Origin of the sequence: Brevundimonas sp., assembly GCF_030682035.1 — a bacterium.
Classification (GTDB): Bacteria; Pseudomonadota; Alphaproteobacteria; order Caulobacterales; family Caulobacteraceae; genus Brevundimonas.
This window is the reverse complement of sequence record NZ_JAUXQZ010000046.1, coordinates 50,081-71,011: the sequence shown is the minus strand read 5'-3', so window position 1 is coordinate 71,011 and position 20,931 is coordinate 50,081. Positions and strand designations below refer to the sequence as shown.

Annotated in this window: 22 protein-coding genes; 14 read left to right on the top strand and 8 right to left on the bottom strand. The window is 67.6% G+C overall.

Annotated features, from left to right (window positions below):
* Positions 1-244: 244 nt before the first annotated feature.
* The gene (locus Q8K49_RS14060; protein ID WP_305306717.1) at positions 245-1,375 is read right to left on the bottom strand and encodes an AI-2E family transporter; all 1,131 of its coding nucleotides are present in this window, start codon (positions 1,373-1,375) and stop codon (positions 245-247) included.
* A gap of 95 nt (positions 1,376-1,470) precedes the next feature.
* Between Q8K49_RS14060 and Q8K49_RS14055 the strand changes: the two genes are divergently transcribed.
* Complete coding sequence (locus Q8K49_RS14055; RefSeq protein WP_305306716.1) at positions 1,471-3,051, top strand: helicase HerA-like domain-containing protein; 1,581 nt, start codon at positions 1,471-1,473, stop codon at positions 3,049-3,051.
* Positions 3,048-3,524, top strand: a complete 477-nt coding sequence (locus Q8K49_RS14050) for a hypothetical protein (protein ID WP_305306715.1) — start codon at positions 3,048-3,050, stop codon at positions 3,522-3,524. The genes Q8K49_RS14055 and Q8K49_RS14050 overlap by 4 nt, the downstream gene beginning before the upstream one ends.
* 207 nt (positions 3,525-3,731) lie before the next feature.
* Here the strand turns inward: Q8K49_RS14050 and Q8K49_RS14045 are convergent, their stop codons facing one another.
* Entirely contained in the window at positions 3,732-4,871 is a 1,140-nt protein-coding gene (locus Q8K49_RS14045) for an MltA domain-containing protein (RefSeq protein ID WP_305306714.1), read from the bottom strand.
* Positions 4,868-5,512: a TIM44-related membrane protein TimA gene (gene timA, locus Q8K49_RS14040; protein ID WP_305306713.1), complete on the bottom strand. Its 645-nt coding sequence runs from the start codon at positions 5,510-5,512 to the stop codon at positions 4,868-4,870. The genes Q8K49_RS14045 and timA overlap by 4 nt, the downstream gene beginning before the upstream one ends.
* 191 nt (positions 5,513-5,703) lie before the next feature.
* Here timA and secB point away from each other — a divergent pair, with 191 nt between their 5' ends.
* Positions 5,704-6,213 (top strand): protein-export chaperone SecB, encoded by a 510-nt coding sequence (gene secB / locus Q8K49_RS14035; RefSeq protein WP_305306712.1) that lies wholly within the window; start codon positions 5,704-5,706, stop codon positions 6,211-6,213.
* A gap of 31 nt (positions 6,214-6,244) precedes the next feature.
* Here secB and dnaQ read toward each other — a convergent pair whose 3' ends face one another.
* Genes dnaQ through Q8K49_RS14010 form a run of 5 tightly spaced genes read right to left on the bottom strand, consistent with a single transcriptional unit; the run spans position 6,245 to position 9,892 of the window.
* Positions 6,245-6,970 carry a DNA polymerase III subunit epsilon gene (gene dnaQ / locus Q8K49_RS14030; RefSeq protein ID WP_305306711.1) on the bottom strand — a complete coding sequence of 242 codons (726 nt, stop codon included), beginning with the start codon at positions 6,968-6,970 and terminating at the stop codon, positions 6,245-6,247.
* 6 nt (positions 6,971-6,976) lie between these two features.
* Positions 6,977-7,618, bottom strand: a complete 642-nt coding sequence (coaE, locus tag Q8K49_RS14025; RefSeq protein ID WP_305306710.1) for a dephospho-CoA kinase — start codon at positions 7,616-7,618, stop codon at positions 6,977-6,979.
* Positions 7,615-8,412, bottom strand: coding sequence for a shikimate dehydrogenase (locus Q8K49_RS14020; protein WP_305306709.1), 798 nt, complete (start codon positions 8,410-8,412; stop codon positions 7,615-7,617). The genes coaE and Q8K49_RS14020 overlap by 4 nt, the downstream gene beginning before the upstream one ends.
* On the bottom strand, positions 8,409-9,005 hold the full coding sequence (locus tag Q8K49_RS14015; protein ID WP_305306769.1) for a nucleoside triphosphate pyrophosphatase: 597 nt from the start codon (positions 9,003-9,005) through the stop codon (positions 8,409-8,411). The genes Q8K49_RS14020 and Q8K49_RS14015 overlap by 4 nt, the downstream gene beginning before the upstream one ends.
* A 2-nt stretch (positions 9,006-9,007) precedes the next feature.
* Positions 9,008-9,892 (bottom strand): pyruvate, water dikinase regulatory protein, encoded by an 885-nt coding sequence (locus Q8K49_RS14010; RefSeq protein ID WP_305306708.1) that lies wholly within the window; start codon positions 9,890-9,892, stop codon positions 9,008-9,010.
* 499 nt (positions 9,893-10,391) lie between these two features.
* Here Q8K49_RS14010 and hemE point away from each other — a divergent pair, with 499 nt between their 5' ends.
* From hemE to Q8K49_RS13955, 11 genes are all read left to right on the top strand, one after another.
* On the top strand, positions 10,392-11,438 hold the full coding sequence (gene hemE, locus Q8K49_RS14005; protein ID WP_305306707.1) for a uroporphyrinogen decarboxylase: 1,047 nt from the start codon (positions 10,392-10,394) through the stop codon (positions 11,436-11,438).
* On the top strand, positions 11,435-12,490 hold the full coding sequence (gene hemH, locus Q8K49_RS14000; protein ID WP_305306706.1) for a ferrochelatase: 1,056 nt from the start codon (positions 11,435-11,437) through the stop codon (positions 12,488-12,490). The genes hemE and hemH overlap by 4 nt, the downstream gene beginning before the upstream one ends.
* Positions 12,487-12,957: a CopD family protein gene (locus Q8K49_RS13995; protein ID WP_305306705.1), complete on the top strand. Its 471-nt coding sequence runs from the start codon at positions 12,487-12,489 to the stop codon at positions 12,955-12,957. Before hemH ends, Q8K49_RS13995 begins: the two co-directional genes overlap by 4 nt.
* 207 nt (positions 12,958-13,164) lie before the next feature.
* Positions 13,165-14,589: a transcription termination factor Rho gene (gene rho / locus Q8K49_RS13990; protein WP_305306704.1), complete on the top strand. Its 1,425-nt coding sequence runs from the start codon at positions 13,165-13,167 to the stop codon at positions 14,587-14,589.
* Between the two features lie 49 nt (positions 14,590-14,638).
* Complete coding sequence (locus Q8K49_RS13985; protein ID WP_305306703.1) at positions 14,639-14,866, top strand: DUF6489 family protein; 228 nt, start codon at positions 14,639-14,641, stop codon at positions 14,864-14,866.
* A 142-nt stretch (positions 14,867-15,008) separates the two neighbouring features.
* The gene (gene mnmE / locus Q8K49_RS13980; RefSeq protein ID WP_305306702.1) at positions 15,009-16,313 is read left to right on the top strand and encodes a tRNA uridine-5-carboxymethylaminomethyl(34) synthesis GTPase MnmE; all 1,305 of its coding nucleotides are present in this window, start codon (positions 15,009-15,011) and stop codon (positions 16,311-16,313) included.
* An 80-nt stretch (positions 16,314-16,393) separates the two neighbouring features.
* The gene (gene mnmG, locus Q8K49_RS13975) at positions 16,394-18,250 is read left to right on the top strand and encodes a tRNA uridine-5-carboxymethylaminomethyl(34) synthesis enzyme MnmG (protein ID WP_305306701.1); all 1,857 of its coding nucleotides are present in this window, start codon (positions 16,394-16,396) and stop codon (positions 18,248-18,250) included.
* 136 nt (positions 18,251-18,386) lie between these two features.
* A complete protein-coding gene (gene rsmG, locus Q8K49_RS13970; RefSeq protein ID WP_305306700.1) occupies positions 18,387-19,007 on the top strand; it encodes a 16S rRNA (guanine(527)-N(7))-methyltransferase RsmG in 621 nt (206 codons plus the stop codon).
* A complete protein-coding gene (locus tag Q8K49_RS13965; protein WP_305306699.1) occupies positions 18,991-19,803 on the top strand; it encodes a ParA family protein in 813 nt (270 codons plus the stop codon). Before rsmG ends, Q8K49_RS13965 begins: the two co-directional genes overlap by 17 nt.
* A gap of 28 nt (positions 19,804-19,831) precedes the next feature.
* Positions 19,832-20,719 carry a ParB/RepB/Spo0J family partition protein gene (locus Q8K49_RS13960; RefSeq protein WP_305306698.1) on the top strand — a complete coding sequence of 296 codons (888 nt, stop codon included), beginning with the start codon at positions 19,832-19,834 and terminating at the stop codon, positions 20,717-20,719.
* A gap of 25 nt (positions 20,720-20,744) precedes the next feature.
* Positions 20,745-20,930 (top strand): hypothetical protein, encoded by a 186-nt coding sequence (locus tag Q8K49_RS13955; protein ID WP_305306697.1) that lies wholly within the window; start codon positions 20,745-20,747, stop codon positions 20,928-20,930.
* The last annotated feature ends 1 nt before the right edge of the window (position 20,931 follow it).

Sequence of the window (20,931 nt, the reverse complement as noted above, 5' to 3'; positions counted from 1 at the left end):
TCCGACTGCGAGGAACAGCGGTGAAGCTCATACGTGGGGTGTGGCTATTGGGACGCAGGTCACTTGACCGCCGCCAGAAACGACAAGGCCGCCGAACTTGCGTTCGGCGGCCTGCTTCGGACCGGCGCCAGGAGGGGGGAGGGTTGGCGCCGATCTATTCCGCCGCGGCTTGAGGAGGGGAGGGGCCGCAGCGACAGGTCTGAAATAGGCGCCGGTTGTGGCCAATCAAGGGCGCCCGGGGCGCTCAGCGGGCCCTGGACTGCGGCGGGTTGACGCGGGCCCGGGCTGGTTTTGCCGTCGGGGTTTCTTCATCGTCGGCATAGGGTTCGCCATCGCCGGACAACAGGATGGCCATCCAGCGCGACCCCTTGAACTCGGCCAGGACGGCCATGGCCATAACCGCCAGAGGGGTCGACAGGAACATGCCCACCACGCCCCACAGCTCGCCCCAAAGCGCCAGGGACAGCAGCACCACCACCGGGTCGATATTCTGGTTGTCGCCCTGCATCCGCGGCTGGATCAGATTGCCCACGACGAAAAGGATGAACTGCAGGCCGATCAGGAGGATCAGCGCCGGCCAGTAGCTCTCGAACTGGACCAGGGCGAACATCGGGGGCGCCAGACCGGCCACCGCTCCGCCCAGCACCGGAATGAAAGCCACGATGAAGATGACGAAGGTCCAGAACTCGGCGTTCTGGAGACCCACCGCCCGCATCAGCAACCAGGCGGCGGCGCAGATGATGGCCCCGGTCACGGTCTGGACCCACAGATAGCCCTCAACGCCGCCCCGGACCCGGTTGAACACTTCAAGCGCCTCCAGGCGAGAGTCGCGGCCCGGGAACAGGCCGACGATCTTGCGCCGGAACCCGGACTGGGACGCCAGCAGGAAGCCCAGATAGACCATGACGAAGAAGGCTCCGCCCAGAACCCCCGACGCCTGTCCGGCGACTTGCCCGAGGTAGGCGGGGATATCCAGCCGGGCGACCAGCTGGGTCGCCGTGGGCGCGGTTTGCACCCCGATCAGCTCCGAGACATCGAGCAGTATCTGGTCGATGCGCGGTCCGATTCGGGTGGAGATACCGGATGCCTGGTCGAAGAAGCCCAGCGCGCCATTGGTGATGACGGCGATCGAGGCGATGAAACCCAGAACCACCACCAGCAGGGCCGCGACCCCGGCCCAGCGGCTCGGAACGGGCGTCCGCGTCTCGATCGACCGCTTCACGCCATCAATCATGATCATCAGGAAGATGGCCATGGCCAGCGGCGTCAATATCCCCCGCAGCCAGTAAACCGCGGCCCCGCCCGCCACGACGGCGATCAGCACCAGGGCGTTGCGGGCCACCGCGGAGGCAGGAAGGGCGATCGGGAGTTTCATCCCGCCATGGTCGGACAATTGGCGTTCACGTCAATCGCTGTCTTGTCGCCACGCCTTCGGCGAGGGAGGGTGGAGGACTGTCAACGGAGCCTGCCATGCCCGACGCCACCCCCGGCCTGTTTCTCGGCCAGTCCTCGGACAACGGAGCTGACAAGCCCGAGCATCTGCTGTTCCAGCGTGCCAACCGGCACGGCGTGGTCGCCGGCGCGACCGGCACCGGCAAGACGGTCACGCTTCAGATCATGGCCCAGGGCTTTTCAGACGCCGGGGTGCCGGTCTTCGCCGCCGATGTGAAAGGCGACCTGTCGGGCATCTGCATGCCGGGCTCCCCGAACGAGAAGCTGCTGGCTCGCGCCGCCGGCATGGGGCTGACGCTGCAGCCCAGGGCCGCGCCGGTGGTGTTCTGGGATCTGTACGGCCTCAAGGGGCATCCGATCCGCACCACCGTCAGCGAGATCGGGCCGTTGCTGCTGGCCCGGATGCTGAACCTCAACGACGTGCAGGAAGGGGTGCTGTCGGTCATCTTCCATGTCGCCGACAAGGAGGGCCTGCTGCTGCTCGACCTCGACGACCTGCGCGCCATGCTCGTCCATGTCGGCGAAAATGCCGACCGCATCGGCCGCGAGGTCGGCAATGTCGCTCCGGCCTCGATCGCCTCGATCCAGCGCGCCATCCTTCAGCTGGAGCAGCAGGGCGGCAAGGCCTTCTTCGGTGAGCCGGCGCTCAAGCTGGAAGACATGATGCGCACCGGCCTGGACGGCCGGGGGCAGGTCAACATCCTCGACGCCACCAGGCTGATGAACAGCCCGCGCCTGTACGCCGCCTTTCTGCTGTGGCTGCTTTCGGAGCTGTTCGAACAGCTGCCCGAGGTCGGCGACCCCGAAAAGCCGCGCCTGGTCTTCTTCTTCGACGAGGCCCATCTGCTTTTCAACGACACGCCCGACGCCCTGCGTGAAAAGGTCGAACAGGTCGTTCGCCTGATCCGCTCCAAGGGCGTCGGCGTCTATTTCGTCACCCAGAACCCGGCCGACATTCCCGACAGCGTCCTGGCCCAGCTGGGCAACCGCATCCAGCATGCCCTGCGCGCCTACACCCCCGCGGAACAGCGCGGGCTGAAGGCGGCGTCCGACAGCTTCCGGCCGAACCCGGCCTTCGACACCGCCGAAGCCATCCAGGGTCTGGGCGTCGGCGAGGCCCTGGTCTCGACGCTGGACGAGAAGGGCGCGCCCAATATCGTCGCCCGCACCATGATCCGTCCGCCCGACAGCCGCCTCGGCCCCGCCACCGACGCCGAACGCGCCGCCGTCATGGCCGCCAGCCCGGTGCGCGGCCTGTATGAGGCCGTTATAGACCGGGAATCCGCCGAGGAGGTTCTCGCCGCCCGCCGTGGCGAGGCCGATCAGGACGCCGCCGACGCCAAACTGACCGAGGCCCGCGCGAAGGCCGACGCCTTGGCCGCGAAGGAGGCCGAAAAGGCTGCGGCCGCCCGCGAGAAGCTGGAAGCCCGCGAACAGGCCCGCTACGACCGCGAAGCCGCCCGCCCCCGCGCGGCGCCGCGCCGCTCAACCCGCGAAACCCCGATCGAGGCGGCGACCAAGTCGGTCCTGCGCACGGCGGGAAGCACGATCACCCGGGAACTGTTGCGGGGGCTGCTGGGGGGGCTGAGGCGGCGGTGAGTCTTCCCCCCATTCCGAACTGGGTTTTCCTCTTCCCGATCTTCTGGATCGGTGGGCGGATTGTGATGTCCATGCTGCATCACCTGTCCACCGGGAAGCCGGTCTTCACCAAACCTCCGGAGCGCAGCACCTTCTTCGAAGGATGGGCCTCAGGCTGGAACGACAGTCGTTTTCTGGGTGCGTCGACTGGTGCGAACAACTGTCTCATGGTCGCAGTCACGGACCGCGAACTGATCCTCAACCTCCAGCTTCCCTGGTATCTCCTGGTCCCGCCCTGGGGGTCGGAGCTGGAAATACGAACGCCGCTCAAGGGGATTCACTACCTCGAACGCCGGCGAACGGGTTTCCGGGAATTCCTGATCGTGCATTCCCATGACGGCAATCGCCTCGGGTTGAGGCTTCGCTCGCCAGACGATTTCGAATCTGCTGTCTCGCGGAGAAACGAGATTCTTGGATCCGTCGCCACATTCTGAGCGCAGCCGCACAAAATTCTCCCCGCTATCGTCATTCCGGGCGGAGAGACGCGCAGCGGCTCGGAGACCCGGAACCCAGCGGCGCCGCGACGGCGGCGAAATACTGGCCGTCCTCCTTGACGTGCTCCCGACAGTTTCGCGCTCTCGCGCGCCGCTGGGTTTCGGGTCTTCGCTACGCTTCGCCCGGAATGACGACAGCAGAGGAGATCAGTTCGCCGATCCCCGCGGAACCAGCCGCCACATCCTGAGTGGATGGCGCACCGCGCCCGCCTCCTCGCCCGCTGCCGCGCCGCGGCCCATATAGAAGTCGGCGCGGACCGGGCCGCGGATGGCGGAGCCGGTGTCCAGCGCCACGACCAGACCTTGATAGCTGGCCCGCGCGCCGCGCAGATTGCCGCCGTCGGCTGAAATCCACACCAGGTCGCCATAGCGCCAGTGGGCCGGGTCGATAGCGATGGAGCGCCGGGCGATCAGGGGAATCCCCGCCGCCCCGTTTGGATGGCCGCCGTCATCGGGGTCTACGGCGAAGAAGATGTAGCGGGGGTTCCGCGCCATCATCGCCCGCGCCTCCTGTCCCCGGTGGGCCGCCAGCCAGGCGCGAATGGCCTCGCCCGAGGTTCCATTGGCCGGCAACAACCCTTGTTCCGCCATCGGCCGGGCGATGCCGGTGAAGGGCCGGCCGTTGTCGGCGGCATAGGCGGCGCGGGCCCGGGTTCCGTCCTCAAAGGTCAGATAACCCGAGCCCTGGATCTGCATAAAGAACAGGTCTTCGGCCCGCATCCAGGCGAGCGCGTCCGTGGGCGGCACGCCCTCGATGTCGGCGCGCACCGGCAGAACCTGACCCCGTGTCCAGCCCGTCGGACGCGGCAGGACGGGCATGTTGAACTCGGCGTCGGGGGCGCGGCGGGCGGCGTACTCAGGCGCGAAATAGGCCGTCAACAGCCCCGGTCCGCCGTCCGCCGTCTGCGCCGCCACCACGACAAAGCCGCTCTCGAAGAAGGCGCGGGCCGCCGAGGGCGTCACCGGTTTCGAGGTCTGTTTTATGTGCATGGCCCGGTCGCACTGGGTCCGGGACGCGGCGTCGCGCGCGACACGGCAACTGTCGGCCCAGGCCTCGAAGGCGGCCAGATGGTCCTCGTCATTCCAGCCGGGGAGGGTCGCCGGGCTTTGCCCCTCCAAAGCCGGGGCGGGGCCGGGTGGGGGAGGAAGAGCGGGCGCCTCCGTCCCGATCTCCGGCGGAACCGGCGGGGCTATGGGCGTCGTGGCGCAGGCGGCGAGCGTCAGGGCGAGGCCGACAAGGGCGGCCTTCGCGGAGCATCCCCGACGGCGCGCGCCGCCGCTGATCATGCCGCGGCGGGTTCGGTGCGGGCCAGCACCCAGTTGGGATCGCTGGCGCCGAGGGTTCGCTCAAAGGTCCACAGTTCGGCGACGCGGCGTTCCTCGATCTGGGGGCCGGCGGCGGCATCGGGAGAGGTCACCGTATTGCGCAGTTCAGCCAGGAAACGGACCTTGGCCGTGGCCCGGTTCTCCTCGGCGGAGGCCTGCTCCAGATCGGCGCGGGCGGGATGGAGGAATTCTGCGACTTCGGTCTCGCCCCGGGTCTCCCGCGCGGCGATACCGGCCTCGAACGAGGCCATGACGGTCGGGGTCAGCAGCGGCTTCAGCGTATCGCGGTCGCCGGCGGCGTAGGCGCGGACAATGGTCTCATGCGCCTGACGCGCGCCCTCCAGGAAGCGCAGCGGGTCAAAGGCGGGATCGCGCGCTTTCAGACCGGCGATCGAAGCCAGGGTGACGGCGTCGAGCACATGGGGCCGGCCGGCGGGCTGGTCCGGCGCGGTCGCGGTCGGCGTCGCGACGGGTTTGGAGCGAGCGTCCTCTTCCGGCTGACGGCCGACCTTCTTGCCCAGCACATTATAGAGCTGGAACAGGACCACGGCCGCGATGACGGCGAAGATGATGATCTGGATCTGAACCGGCGGCACTGGCAAACCTTGACTGGCGGCCGGCAAGGTGACCGGACGCGACGACAGACGATTAGGGGCTGATATAGGGACGCGCAACCTGAACCGCGCCTGTCGGACGGCGAGCATCGTTGCCGCACCCGGCGCCTCGTGCTAGTCGCCGCGCCTTCCCGGCGCCTTATTCCGGCGCTGACCACTCTTTCAGACAGACCCGATCGATGACCGACGCCGCACCTCCCGCCGACGCCAACACCGCCGACACCGGACCCCAGGGCCCGCCGACCCCCGGCTTCCGCATTGTGGCCCAGTACGTCAAGGATCTGTCCTTCGAGAACCCCAAGGCCCCCGACAGCCTGCGCATCGACGGCAAGCCAGCCATCGACATGGGCGTCGAGATGAACGCCCAGGGCCGTCCCGACGGCCTGTTTGAGGTCGATCTGCGCCTGACCATCAAGGCCACCACCGACGCCATGACCGTGTTCAATGTCGAACTGCTGTACGGTGGCCTGTTCGCCCTGCACGGCGTGCCCGAGCAGGACATTGAGCCGCTGCTGCTGATCGAATGCCCACGCTATCTGTTCCCGTTCGCCCGCGAGATCATCGCCCGCGCGACCTCGGACGGCGGCTTCTACCCGCCCTTCATGCTGGACCCGATCGACTTCGCCGGCATCTATGTCGCCCGCCAGCAGTCGATCGCGCGGGGACCAGCGGAAGCCGGTCAGGCCTGATCCTGGACGACGACCTGCGAAGAAGCGTTGGTCAGGCAGCGGACGCCTTTTCCATGTCCAGCCCATAGGCTTCCCACAGCGACCGGTCTTTCAGGTTCACTTGCAAGAAAGCGAGATGCATCGCCTGTTCGGCCCCAGTGGTCCGGACCGGAAGGGGCCGGGGTCGCGGTCCATAGCCCTGGGCGGCCACAGCCGCCGCCGCAGCCGTCACCGACCGCGAGGCTGACAGGTCCAGCCGGCGTTCCTTGCCGCCCTTGAGCTCCAGATAGACCTCGGCCAGCAACCGGGCGTCGATCAGGGCGCCGTGCAGGGTGCGTTCGACGAGCGAGACCTTGAACCGCTTGCACAGGGCGTCCAGCGAATTGGCCATGCCGGGAAACCGCGTCTGGGCCAGTTTCAGGGTGTCGATCCAGCGGTCCTCAGGAAACAGGACCCGGCCGCAGCGGCCGAACTCGTGATCGATGAAATTGCGGTCGAACTGGGCGTTGTGGGCGATGATCGGGGCGTCGCCGATGAAGTCGCACAGGTCGATGACGATCTCGGCGAATTTGGGCGCGTCCCGGACCTTCTCATCGGTGATGCCGTGCACGCGGATGGCGTCGGCCGGGATCAGCCGCTCGGGATGGATCAGCCGGTGGAAGGTCCGGCCCGTCGGCAGCAGATCCTCGATCTCGATACAGCCGACCTCGATCATCCGGTCGCCCGTGCGAGGGTCGAAGCCGGTGGTTTCGGTATCGAGGACAATTTCGCGCGACATCGACCCTTAATGAGACCGTTCGTCGCCGTGCGGAAGAGCACGCCGGGGCGGCGTCCACCCCTCGGCCAGAACCATCCCCACGATTTCGTTCACTCGCGCCCGGGCCGCCTCAAGCCCGGCGCCGGTGTCGATGACAAAATCCGCGCGGCGGCGCTTTTCGGTATCGGGCAGCTGGCGCGCCAGAATGGCCTCGAACCGCTCGCCGGTCATGCCCGGCCGGGCCAGCACCCGCGCCGTCTGGACCGCGGCCGGGGCGGTCACGACCACGACGGCGTCCACGGCTACGTTCCCGCCAGTCTCGAACAGCAGGGGGATGTCCAGCACCGCCAGTTTCACGCCTCCCGCCTCGGCAGCCGTCAGATTCTCAAGCCGACCCTTCAGCACGAGAGGATGGACGATCGCCTCCAGCCGCCGGAAAGCCTCACCGTCTTGCCCGAGAGCTTCCGCCAGCCGGGTCCGGTCGATCGCGCCGGCCACGACCACGCCGGGAAAGGCCTTGCCCACCGGCCCGACGGCCGCCCCGCCCTTGGCGTAGAGTCGGTGCACGGCGTCGTCGGCGTTCCAGACCATGGCGCCGGCGTCGGCGAACATGGCCGTCGTCGTCGACTTGCCCATGCCGATGGAGCCGGTCAGGCCGAGCACGATCATGGCGCCTCTCCCAGCGCCGTGAGGGCCTCGGTCCGGACATCGATCGGAGGAGGCTCGATCCCGAAGATCACGCGGAACGACGGCCGCGCCTGCCCGATCAGCATGGCCAGACCATCCACCGTGGTCAGACCCCGGCTCCGACCCTGCAGCAGGAAGGGGGTGAGCAGCGGTCGGTAGGTCATGTCCATCAAAACCGCGTCGTCCCGTAGCCGGGACACTTCGATATCGGGCGGCACGCTCAGGGCGTTTATCACCAGTGCGGCCTCATTCAGAGCCCTCGCCTCAACCACCGTGACGCCGAGATCCGCCGTCAGGGCCTCGGCGCGAGCGCGGGTCCGGTTCAGCACCCCGACATCCGCGCCGGCCGCCTTCAGCGCCGCGACCGCCGCCCGCGCCGCACCGCCCGCGCCCAGCAGCACCACCGATTGACCCCTGACATCCAGTTCCGGGGCCTGTTCCGCCAGCGCCCCGATCAGACCCGCCCCGTCGGTGCTTTCGGCCCAGACCCGGCCATCCTGGAACAGCAGCAGATTGGCTGACCCGCATTTCCGGGCTGTCGCGCTCGCATCGTCCGCCAGCGCCAGCGCCAATTCCTTGAACGGGGCGGTGACGTTCAGACCCCGCAGCCGCCCGGCGCGCCCATCCGTGACCAGGGCGGCGAAGCCCGCCCCATCCTCCGGCCCAAAGGCGCGATACTCGGCGTCCAGCTCCGCCGTCTTGATCCAGGTTGTGTGGATCAACGGGCTGAGCGAATGGGCGATGGGCCGGCCCGCGACGCCCGCCAGAATCGTCATGACTTCAGCACCCCGGCCCGGCGGAGCTCGGCCAGCACCGGCCACAGCGGCAAGCCAAGCACGGTGAAATAGTCGCCCTCCACTGCCTCGAACAGCTGGGAACCCATGCCTTCCAGCCGGTATGAGCCGACGCAGGCCAGCAGCCCCTCGCCCTCGGCCGCGAGGTAGGCGTCGAGGAAGGCGTCTGAAAAGGCCCGCACCCGCATCGTCGCTGTATCCACCCCCGACCAGACGATCTGGCCATTGCGGGCCAGGGCCGCGCCGGAATGCAGCTGGTGGGGTTTTCCCTTCATGGCCATGAGCCGCGCCCGCGCCGCCGCCAGTGAACCGGCCTTCGACACCAGCCCGCCATCGAAGGACAGGGTCTGGTCCGCCCCGAGAACCCAGGCGTCGGTGTCGTGGCGCGACACCGCCAGCGCCTTGACCCGGGCCAGCTCGACCGCCAGCCCCGCGGCGTCAGCCGGATCGTGCGCGGCCTTGACCGCATCTTCGTCCACATCGGCGACCGTGACCGAGAAAGGCACGCCGGAGTCCGTCAGCATCGCACGGCGCGCCGCGCTCTTCGACGCGAGAATCAGCCGCTCTGAGCACATAGTCACCAGGCCGCCCCCAGCCGCCGGGTCCGGCGTTCGTTCAACAGGTTGATGATGGCCGCCGCCGTCTCCTCGACCGAACGGCGGGTCACGTCGATGACGGGCCAGCCGCGTCGCTCGAACGCCCGCCGCGCCCTGACCGTCTCCTCGCGCACCGCGTCATGGTCGACATAGGCGCTGGCCCGGTTGGCATTCAGTCCGTCCAGCCGGTTCTTGCGGATCTGCACCAGCCGGTCCGGCGACACCGTCAGGCCGACCACCAGCGGATTCTTCAGCCCGACGAGGCGTTCGCCGTCCTCCTGACCCGGCACCAGCGGCACATTGGCAGCGCGGATGCCCCGGTGGGCCAGATAGATGCAGGTCGGGGTCTTGGAGGTGCGGCTGACCCCGCAGAGGACGACGTCGGCGCCTTCCAGCTGGACCGCCGTGCCCTGGCCGTCGTCATGGGCCATGGCGTAGTCGAGGGCGGCGATGCGGTTGAAGTAGTCCGTGTCCAGAGCGTGCTGGGCGCCCACCCGGGTCGACAGAGCCGCGCCCAAATACCGCGACAGGGCGCCGACCAACGGGTCCAGCGCCGCGATCTGGGGCATGTCCAGCTTGCGGCACCCCTCCTCGAGTTGTTCGCGTAGCTCCCGGTCCACCAGGGTGTGCAGCACCACGCCCGGCGATGCGGCGACTTCCTCCAGCACCCGATCCATCTGTTTGCTGGAGCGGACGAGGGCGTAGATATGCTCGATCGGAATAACCCCGTCGAAGCGGGCCACCACCGCCTTGGCCATGGCGTTCAGAGTCTCGCCAGTGGAGTCCGAGACCAGATGGACGTGGAAATAGGTCGCCAGCCGCAGCGGGCCTGAGGCGCGGCCCGGGCTGGACGAACCCGGCGTCATCGGCGGCTGTCCATGATTGCGAAACTCCTGTGGACGGGCCCGGGCGCCATTGGGGCGCCATCAGCGGCGAAGAGGGCACCCTTTACCTATAGCGGGACCGGACGCGGGCCGCGAGCGGGGACAGAGGTGGATGGGATCCGATATCACGGCGCCATTCATCCCAAGGCTGGCCGCCGCCGCCCGCTCCCCTGTGGAGATCCTTAACGAGAGGTTAACGGCGCCCAGACCCCCAGCCGCCAGCCGCGCCGCAAAACCCGCTGTTAAGGCCTCGTTAGGATTTATCCCCGCTTTCACCAGCCCGGTGGAGACCCTTCCCACGGCTTGTGACGGTTTGCGGAAAACCCGTCCGTGACCGGTCGAGACGCCGGACTTGTCCCCCTCATCCCCGGCCCTGCCTTCTACTTCCAAATCTCAAGACTCTTTTCTTGAGAAGGATTGGAAGGGTGCGACACGGGACGGGCTTGAGCGGGACCGGGGCGCCCGGTAGGACCGGGGTCAGATGACTGTCTCCCCCGACGCCCCCCTGTTGCTCAAGGTTCTCGCCGGCGAGGCGACAGCCCGGCCGCCCGTCTGGTTCATGCGTCAGGCCGGGCGCTACCTGCCGGAATACCGCGCGCTCAGGGCCACGACGCCTGACTTCATCGCCTTCTGCCTCAATCCCGAGAAAGCCGCCGAGGCGACGCTACAGCCGATGCGGCGGTTCGGCTTCGACGCTGCCATCGTCTTCGCCGACATCCTGCTGATCCCCCAGGCCCTAGGCCAGGAGGTCTGGTTCGAGGCGGGCGAGGGCCCGAGGCTGGGCATCCTGCCGCCGGTCGAGGCCATGCGCGATCTGACCGCGGGGGCCGGAGAGGCCCTGAAACAGGTCGGCCAGACCCTGTCTCTGGTGCGCGCAGAGCTGGAGCCCGAACGCGCCCTGATCGGGTTCGCCGGGGCCCCGTGGACCGTTGCCACCTATATGCTGGACGGTGCGGCGCGGACCATCGGCAAGGGAGAGCGCGCCCAGGCCCGGACCTATGCCTATGCCGAACCGGACAAGGTTGCCGCCCTGCTGGACGTTCTGGTCGAGGCCACGGCGCATTATCTGAAGATGCAGGCCGACGCCGGCGCCCAGGTGCTCAAGATCTTCGAAAGCTGGGCGGAGGGCCTGCCGGACGACCTGTTCAAAAGCCTGGTCCTGCGGCCGCATCAGAAACTCGTGCGGCGGGTGCGGGAGCTGGGCGTCACCGTACCTCTGATCGGCTTCCCGCGCGGCTCCGCAGCTCTGGCGGAACGCTATGCGGCCGAGGTGGACGTTCAGGCCGTGGCGCTTGACACCGCCTGTCCGCTTGAGGTCGGCAAGCGCGTGCAGGCGATCAAGCCGATCCAGGGCGCGCTGGACCCGCTGTTGCTGCGCGCCGGCGGACCGATGCTGGACCGCCGCGTCGACCAGCTGCTCGAAGCCTGGGGGCAGGGGCCGTGGATCTTCAACCTCGGCCACGGCATCCTCCCCGACGTGCCGATCAATCATGTCGAACAGGTGCTGAAGCGGATCGGCGCCCAATGAACGGCCCCCTGAACGGCCGCCGCATCGCGGTGGTGCTGTTCAACCTTGGCGGTCCAGACGACCAGGCCTCGGTCAAACCCTTCCTGTTCAACCTGTTCCGCGACCCGGCCATCATCGGCCTGCCCAATCCGTTCCGCACGCTGCTGGCGCACCTGATCTCCAGTCGCCGCGAGGCATCGTCTCAGGCCAACTACGCCCTGATGGGCGGTGGTTCGCCCCTGCTGGCGGAGACCCGCAAACAGGCCGCCGCCTTGGCCGAGGTCCTGTCGAGCCGCCTGCCCGGCGACACGGTCCGGACTTTCGTCGCCATGCGCTACTGGTCGCCCCTGAGCGAGGAGACCGCCACCGAGGTCGCCGCCTTCGCCCCGGACGAGATCGTGCTCCTGCCGCTCTATCCGCAGTTCTCAACCACGACGACCCAGTCCTCACTGAAGGCTTGGCAAGAGGCCTACACAGGGCCGGGCGGCAGCCGGACCGTTTGTTGCTACCCTGAGGCTCCCGGCTGGATCGAGGCCCAGGCCGACGGCGTGAGGGCGAAACTGGCCGACGCCGGCGACCGGCCCGTCCGCGTCCTGTTCTCGGCGCACGGCATTCCCGAAAGCCTGATCGCGAAGAAGGGCGACCCCTATCAGGAGCAGATCGAAACGACCTGCGCCGCCATCGCCGAACGCGTGGGACTGGCTGAAGGCGTTTGGTCGATCTGCTACCAGAGCCGGGTCGGGCCGATGAAATGGCTGGGTCCCTCGACGATCGAGGCGATCGAACAGGCCGCGCGCGACGGCGTGGGCGTGGTCGTCGCGCCCGTCGCTTTCGTCTCGGAGCATATCGAGACCTTGGTCGAGCTGGACATCGAATACGCCGAACTGGCCCACAATCTCGGCGTAACACCCTACCTCCGCAGCCCGGCGGTCGGGGTCGCCGCGCCCTTCATCCAGACCCTGGCCGAGGCGGCGGTCGAAGCCTTGTCGCGGACGGACGTGGCGCCCTACGGTCCCGGTTGCCGGGCGGACTGGAAGGCCTGTCCGCGGTCCTGCAAGCGGAGGGCGGCATGACGTTCGAGATTGTGCGCGGCCTGCACATCCTGGCCGTCATCGCCTGGATGGCCGGCATGCTTTTCCTGCCGCGCCTCTATGCCTATGACGCCGAACAGGCGGACAAGGCCGAGCCGCTGCGGTCGGAGATGCGCGGCCTGCTGCGGACCTGGCAGCAGCGGCTGCTGAAGATCATCATCAATCCCGCCATGACCGCGGCCTGGATCTTCGGCCTCTGGATGATCGGCATCCATGTCTTCGAGTACGGCGAAGGCTGGGGTTTCCTCGCCCAGCCGTGGATGGTCGCCAAATTGGCCGGCGTGATCGCCCTGTCGGCCTGGCACGGGTTCCTCGCCGGAGAACTGAAGCGCATCCGCGCCGGGACCTCGACGAAATCTGGCCGCTTCTGGCGCATGACCAATGAAATCCCGTTCGTCATCGCCATCGTCATGGTGCTGTCGGTGACGACGCAGTGGACCTTCGGTTGATCCGCTCAGCTTGACGTAGCCGGCGCCGCGTGGTTTCGCTCAAGGCGACTGCCCTGCAGGAGTCTGGGGCCGTTCCTCTCTTCGCGACGCCCGCCTACCTCGCCGGGACGACCCGTCGCTTTCCCACCCGGCCGCAAGGCCAGACATCGCTGGATTTTCCCGCCCGCGCGACGCCCTGTCTCGCGGCGATGCTTTTGATTGCACGCCATGACCGATGCCACCGACACCCCAGAGACCGAAGCGACTCCCGAGGCCGATGCGCCCGAGGTTGGCCCGGAGATCGGCAATGAGCTGGCCGCGGCCGACCTGCCGATGGTCGACCAGGAGTCCGGCGACGAGGATGACGACGGCGAGCCGATCGTGCCCAACGGCCGCATCACCCTGCAGGAGCTGAACGAGAAGACGCCGGAAGACCTGGTCGCCTTCGCCGAAAGCCTCGAGATCGAGAACGCCGGCAATCTGCGCAAACAGGATCTGCTGTTCGCCATCCTCAAGACCCTGGCCGATGAGGAAGTCGAGATCATCGCCGACGGCGTGCTCGAGATCCTGCCCGACGGCTTCGGCTTCCTACGCAGCCCGGATGTCAATTATCTTCCGGGTCCGGACGATGTCTATGTCTCGCCGTCGCAGATCCGCCGCTTCGGCCTGCGCTCGGGCGACACCATCCACGGCGCCGTGCGCGGCCCGCGGGAGGGTGAGCGCTACTTCGCCCTGCTCAAGGTCGACACGATCAATTTCGAGGACCCCGAGACGGTCAAGACCAAGGTCCTGTTCGACAACCTGACCCCGCTCTACCCCGAAGAGCGGCTGCACATGGAAATCCAGGACCCGACGCTCAAGGACCGCTCGGGACGGGTCATCGACATCGTCGCGCCGCTCGGCAAGGGTCAGCGCTGCCTGATCGTCGCCCCGCCTCGCGTCGGCAAGACGGTCATGCTGCAGAACATCGCCAAATCGATCGAGAAGAACCACCCGGAGGTCTTCCTGATCGTTCTGCTGATCGACGAACGACCCGAGGAAGTCACCGACATGCAGCGCACGGTGAAGGGCGAGGTCATCGCCTCAACCTTCGATGAGCCCGCCACCCGCCACGTCGCCGTCGCGGAAATGGTGATCGAAAAGGCCAAACGTCTTGTCGAGCACAAGAAGGACGTGGTGATCCTGCTCGACTCCATCACCCGCCTGGGCCGCGCCTACAACGCCACCGTCCCGTCGTCGGGCAAGGTTCTGACCGGCGGCGTCGACGCCAACGCCCTGCAGCGGCCGAAACGCTTCTTCGGCGCCGCGCGCAATGTGGAGCAGGGCGGCTCCCTGACCATCATCGCCACCGCCCTGATCGATACGGGCTCGCGGATGGACGAGGTGATCTTCGAAGAGTTCAAGGGCACGGGTAACTCGGAAATCGTGCTGGACCGCAAGGTCGCCGACAAGCGCATCTTCCCGGCCATCGACGTGCTCAAGTCCGGCACCCGCAAGGAAGAACTCACCACGCCCAAGGATCAACTGGCCAAGACATATGTCCTGCGCCGCATCCTCAACCCGATGGGTCCGCAGGACGCGATCGAATTCCTGATCGACAAGCTGCGCCAGTCCAAGAACAATGCGGACTTCTTCCAGTCGATGAACACCTGACCCTCCGGGTACGGACGGTCGTGTTTCACGTGAAACATGGAGCGGCGGCATGAAGGTCAATGTCGAGGTCGAATGCACCCCGGAGGAGGCGCGAGCCTTTTTGGGTCTGCCCAATGTCGAGCCGCTGAACGACCATCTCGTCGCCGAGATGAAGCGGCGCATGGACGAGAAAATGGCCGCCATGCAGCCCGACGAACTGATGAAGACCTGGACCAGTTTCGGCATGCAGGCCCAGGACCAGTTCCGCAAACTGATGGAAGCGGCCGTCAAGCCTTGAAACGCCGTCTCCTCCCTACTGCGTGGGGAGGGGGACCGCGAAGCGGTGGAGGGGCCCCGGCCGCACTCGCCGCTGGCAACCCCTCCGTCACGCCGCCAGCGCGGCGCGCCACCTCTCCATCGCCATGCGACAGGGAGGAGACATGAGCACCATCTTCGCCCTCGCCACCCCGCCGGGCCGGGGCGCCGTCGCCATCCTCCGCCTGTCCGGACCCCGAACAGATGCCGCCTTGACCGCTCTCGGCGCCGGCGGCCTGAAGCCGCGCGCCGCCTCCCTGCGCAACCTGGCCCATGACGGCCGAGCCATCGACCAGGCTCTTGTGCTCCGCTTCCCCGCTCCCAACTCATACACCGGCGAAGACTGCGCCGAACTGCATCTGCATGGCGGCCGGGCGGTGGTCGAGGCGGGGAGCGAGGCTTTGTTGGCGCTCGGGCTGCGGCCGGCCGATCCGGGCGAGTTCACCCGCCGGGCGTTTGAGAACGGCCGCATGGACCTGGCCCAGGCCGAGGCTGTGGCCGATCTGATCGACGCCGAGACCGCGGCGCAGGTCAGCCAGGCGCTCGGCCAGCTCGACGGCGCCCTGAGCCAGACCTACGCCGGGTTCCGCCGCGACCTGCTCACGGCGTTGGCCCTGATCGAGGCCGAGATCGACTTCCCGGACGAGGAGGTGCCGGACAATCTGGCCCGGACGGCCGGCCCGGTGCTCGACGTGCTGATCGCTGACCTCAAGGCGGCTCTCACCGATGCCCGGCGCGGGGAACGGGTGCGCGAGGGTTATCGCATCGTCCTGATCGGAGAAACCAACGCCGGTAAGTCATCGCTGTTCAACGCCCTGATCGCCCGCGAGGCGGCGATCGTCACCCCGATCGCCGGGACGACCCGGGATGTGCTGGACGCCGACCTGATCATCGGCGGCTATGCCGTGACGCTTTCCGACACAGCCGGGCTGCGCGACAGCGACGATATGGTCGAGGCCGAGGGCGTGCGCCGGGCCCGGGCCCGGGCGGAAGCGGCGGACCTGCGTCTATGGATCCGCGCTCCCGACGACGCGGAAGGCGACGCTGCCGGGTTTGCGCGGCCCGGCGATTTGCTGATCCTGACCAAGGCCGATCTCGGCACGGCCGCGAAGGTGGACGGATTTGAAACCCTGTCGGTGAGCACCGCGACCGCGCAGGGGTTATCCGCACTCCACGATTGGATCGCCGCCCGATTGGCGCGCGACCTCTCCGGCGCCGATTTCCCGGCGGTCACACGGGAGAGACACCGTCGCCGCCTGACCGAGGCTCTGGCGGCCGTCGAGATCGGCCGAACCGCACTCGACGTCGCCCCCGAAATGGCCAGCGACGACCTCCGTCGGGCAGCCGACGCCCTTGCCCGGGTCACCGGCGCTATCGGCGTCGAAGACATCCTCGGCGAAGTCTTCTCGACCTTCTGCATCGGAAAGTAACGCTGTGTCCTCCCCATTGCAGGTGGAGAACACAGGCCCCGGTGGCGTTTGGGCCTGTTTTCCCCTATGTCCCGCCTCCCATGTTGAACTTCGATGTCATCGTCATTGGCGGAGGGCACGCCGGCTGCGAGGCCGCGGCGGCATCCGCGCGCGCGGGCGCCCGGACCGTACTTCTGACCCAGAAGCTCGAGACCATCGGCGAGATGTCCTGCAACCCGGCTATCGGCGGCCTGGGAAAGGGCCATCTGGTGCGCGAGATCGACGCCATGGACGGACTGATGGCCCGGCTCGGCGACACGGCGGGCATCCAGTTCCGGCTGCTGAACCGCTCCAAGGGCGCGGCGGTTCAGGGGCCGCGGAGCCAGATCGACCGCCGCCTGTATCGCGAGGCGATGCAGGCCGAACTGGCGCAGACGCCCAACCTGACGCTAATGGCCGGGACGGCCGAGAGCCTGATCCTGGACAGCGCGCGCGTTGTCGGTGTGGTAACAGGCGAGGGCGTTGAACTACGCGCCGGGGCTGTGGTCCTGACCACCGGAACCTTCCTCAACGGCGTCATCCACAAGGGGGACCAACGGATCCCCGCTGGCCGCCACGGCGAGGCGCCATCCACCGGACTTGCCGCGGACCTCTACGGCGCGGGCCTGCAGATGGGGCGGTTGAAGACAGGCACCCCCGCCCGCCTGGATGGCCGCACCATCGCCTGGGACCGGCTGGAAATGCAGGCGGCTGACGACGAGCCTGTTCCGTTCAGCTTCCTCACCGATCGGATCGACATTCCCCAGATTGCCTGCGGCGTGACCCAGACGACCGAGGCCACCCACCGGATCATCGCCGAAAACCTCGGCGACAGCGCCGTCTATGGCGGCCATCTGTCGGGACGCGGTCCGCGCTACTGCCCCTCGATCGAGGACAAGGTGGTGCGTTTCGCCGACAAGAGCTCGCACCAGATTTTCCTCGAACCCGAGGGGCTGGACGATCCGACCGTCTATCCCAACGGCATTTCGACCTCGGTTTCCGACGCGACCCAGTCGGCCTTCCTGCGCACCATTCCGGGGCTGGAAGCGGTCGAGGTGTTCCGCTTCGGCTATGCCATCGAGTATGACTATGTGGACCCGCGCGAGCTGACCCCGGCCCTGGAGGTCAAGAAGCGGCCCGGCCTCTATCTGGCCGGCCAGATCAACGGCACGACCGGCTATGAAGAGGCGGGCGCTCAAGGATTGCTGGCCGGGCTCAACGCCGCCCGGGCCGCGGGCGGACGTGATCCGATCATCCTCGGACGCGACCAGGCCTATATCGGCGTCATGGTTGATGATCTGGTCACCCGCGGTGTGACCGAGCCCTACCGGATGTTCACCAGCCGGGCCGAATACAGATTGACCCTGCGGGCAGACAACGCCGATCAACGGTTGACCCCCTTGGCCATTGAGGCCGGGATCGTCTCTCCGGCGCGAGCTGCGGCCTTCGGCGCCAAGGCAGCGCAGCTGGCCGAAGCCGCCGCTGTTTCACGTGAAACGGTCTTTACGCCCAAGGAAGCCGCGGCGCTCGGAATCCACGTCAACGCCGACGGCCAGCGCCGCTCGATCCGGGACCTGCTGGCCTTTCCCGGCGTGACGCTGGAGACCTTTTCGGACGTTCGAGCCGAAATCGCCGGCTGGTCGCGTCAGGTTCGCGAACAGGTCGAGATCGATGCGGGCTATGCCGGTTATCTGGACCGCCAGGCCTCCGACGCCGAGGCTCTGCGCCGCGAGGAGGCCCTGGCCCTGCCGGTCGACCTTGACTACGCCGCCATCGGCAGCCTCTCGAACGAGGCCCGCGAGAAGCTGACCCTGGTCCAGCCCCGCACCCTCGGCCAAGCCAGCCGCATCGAGGGCATGACCCCGGGCGCCCTGACGGCCCTGCTGTCGCATGTGAAGAAGACGAAGGTTCCGGCGTGAAGGGATCGCTCTCAGGTCTCCTCCCCCTCATGGGGGAGGTGGCGCGCCGCGCTTTCGGCGTGACGGAGGGGGATAGCCCCCTCCACCGTCCTTCCGACGGTCCCCCTCCCCCACGAGGGGGAGGAGACGTCGTCGCATGACACCATCCGATTTTCAGACCCTGCGCGGCGCCACCCCGGCGCAAATGGCCGATCTCGGGACGCTTATTGAGCAACTCACCGCGGCCAATGCGGTGATGAACCTCGTCGGGCCGGACAGCCTGCCTGACGTGTGGAACCGCCACGTCTTCGATTCCGCCCAGCTGTTGGAGATCGCGCCCAATGCAAAGATCTGGGCCGATCTCGGGGCGGGGGCCGGTTTCCCCGGCCTGGTGCTGGCCATTCTGATGAAACACCAGGCCGACAGCCATGTCTGGCTGATCGACAGCCTCGGCAAGCGCTGTCGCTTCCTTCAGGAGGCGGTGGACGGCCTGTCGCTGCGGGCCACGGTGATCAATGGCCGGGCGGAGGAGCAGAAGATCAAGGTGGATGTCGTCACGGCCCGCGCCCTCGCCCCGATGGACCGACTGCTCGGCTATGCACAGCCATATCTACAGCGGGGCGCACAGGGGCTGTTTCTCAAGGGGGAAAAGGCCGAGGCTGAGTTGATCGAAGCCCGCAAGGTCTGGCAGTTTGACAGCGGTCTTTCCGTCTCGCGCAGTGATCCGCGTGGCCGTATCGTTTCCGTCCGGAGCCTCCGACGTGTTCAACACCGGTAAGACTCGCGTCCTCGCGGTTTCGAATCAGAAGGGCGGGGTGGGCAAGACCACCACGGCGATCAACCTCGGCACGGCCCTGGCCGCGATCGGCGAAAAGGTGCTGATCGTCGACATGGACCCGCAGGGCAATGCGTCCACCGGTCTGGGTGTTCCACGTGAAACACGGCGGGTGACCATCTATGACGTCATTGTAGACGGGCGTTCGGTCGATGAGTCGGCCGTGCCGACCGCAGTGCCGGGGCTGGATATCCTGCCCGCCGACGCCGACATGTCGGGGGTCGAAATCGAGCTTAGCCAGGCCGATCGCCGCTCCTTCCGCCTGCGCGACGCGTTACAGGAGCAAGGGACCGAGGGTCAGACCCGGTATGACTATGTGCTGATAGACTGCCCGCCGTCGCTCAACCTGTTGACGCTCAACGCCATGGCCGCAGCGGACGCCGTTCTGGTGCCGCTACAGTGCGAGTTCTTCGCCCTTGAAGGCCTGACCCAGTTGATGAAGACGATCGAGATGGTACGCCAGAGTCTCAACCCGACGTTGGAGATCCAGGGCCTGGTGCTGACCATGTATGACCGGCGAAGCACCCTGTCGGGACAGGTCGCCGCCGATGTGCGCAACCATTTCGGCGACAAGGTCTATGAGGCGGTTATTCCCCGCAACGTCCGCGTGGCCGAGGCCCCGTCGTTTGGAAAGCCAGCCCTGATCTACGACCTGAAATGCGCCGGCAGCCAGGCTTATTTGCGCCTCGCCCGCGAGGTGGTGGCGCGCGAAAAATCCCGTCGGCTTCAGGCTGCATGAGAACGAACAGAAGAACGGAATCAATCAGTTGAGCGAACGTCAGCGCGGCCTCGGTCGCGGCCTATCCGCCCTTCTCGGAGAACAGGTGGCTGAAAGCGCGCCGGTCGACGGCGCCCCCGCGCCCGTCGGCGTGCGCATGGCCCCGATCGAGAGCCTCAAGCCCAATCCGGATCAGCCGCGCAAGATCTTCGACCGCGACGACCTGGAGGAGCTGGCCGCCTCGATCCGGGACAAGGGCGTGCTCCAGCCCATCCTGGTCCGGTCCCATCCGAAGGAGGATGGCGTCTGGCAGATCATCGCCGGCGAGCGTCGCTGGAGAGCGGCCCAGCTGGCCCGGCTGACCGAGGCGCCGATCATCGTCAAGGAGATGGACGACGTCGCCGTGTTTGAGGTCGCCATCATAGAGAACGTCCAGCGCACCGACCTGAACCCGCTGGAAGAAGCTGACGCCTATCGCATGTTGATGGAGCGGTTCGGCCGAACCCAGGATGCCGTCGCCGGCGTGGTCGGCAAGAGCCGAAGCCATGTGGCCAACACCCTGCGCCTGCTGCAGCTGCCCGAAGAGGTGCTGCACCACGTCCGCACCGGCAAGCTCAGCGCCGGCCATGCCCGCGCCTTGATCACGGCGCCCCAACCCGCCGCCCTGGCCGACCAGATCGTGGCCGAGGGGCTGAACGTCCGTCAGGCCGAGGCGCTCGCGCGACGGGCTGCCGAAGGTCCGAAGGGCCGTCGGCCGGGCGCGCCGACCATGGCCGGCGAGGGCGCCGCCGATGTCGCCGCCCTGGAGCAGGATCTGGCCGACGCCCTGGGCCTCAAAGTCCAGCTGACGGATCGGGGCGGCAAGGGCGAGCTGACCATCCGCTACGGCACACTCGAGCAGCTCGACGACCTCTGCCGCCGATTGATGCGCGGCTGAAGACGGTCCGTGCTAGGCTGAGCGCATGACCGACAAGCCATCCAACCCGACTGCTGAAGCCATGAAACGCGCCCTCGCCGCCAAGAAGGCGGGCGGCGGCCCCTCGTACGGCGGCCTTCAGGGCTCTGCGAGGGCCGAGGAGAAGGCCCAGCAGGCGCGCAGCGCCGCTCTCGCCAAGCCCGCCTTCCGTAAGGCCTCGAAGCGGGGCTGAG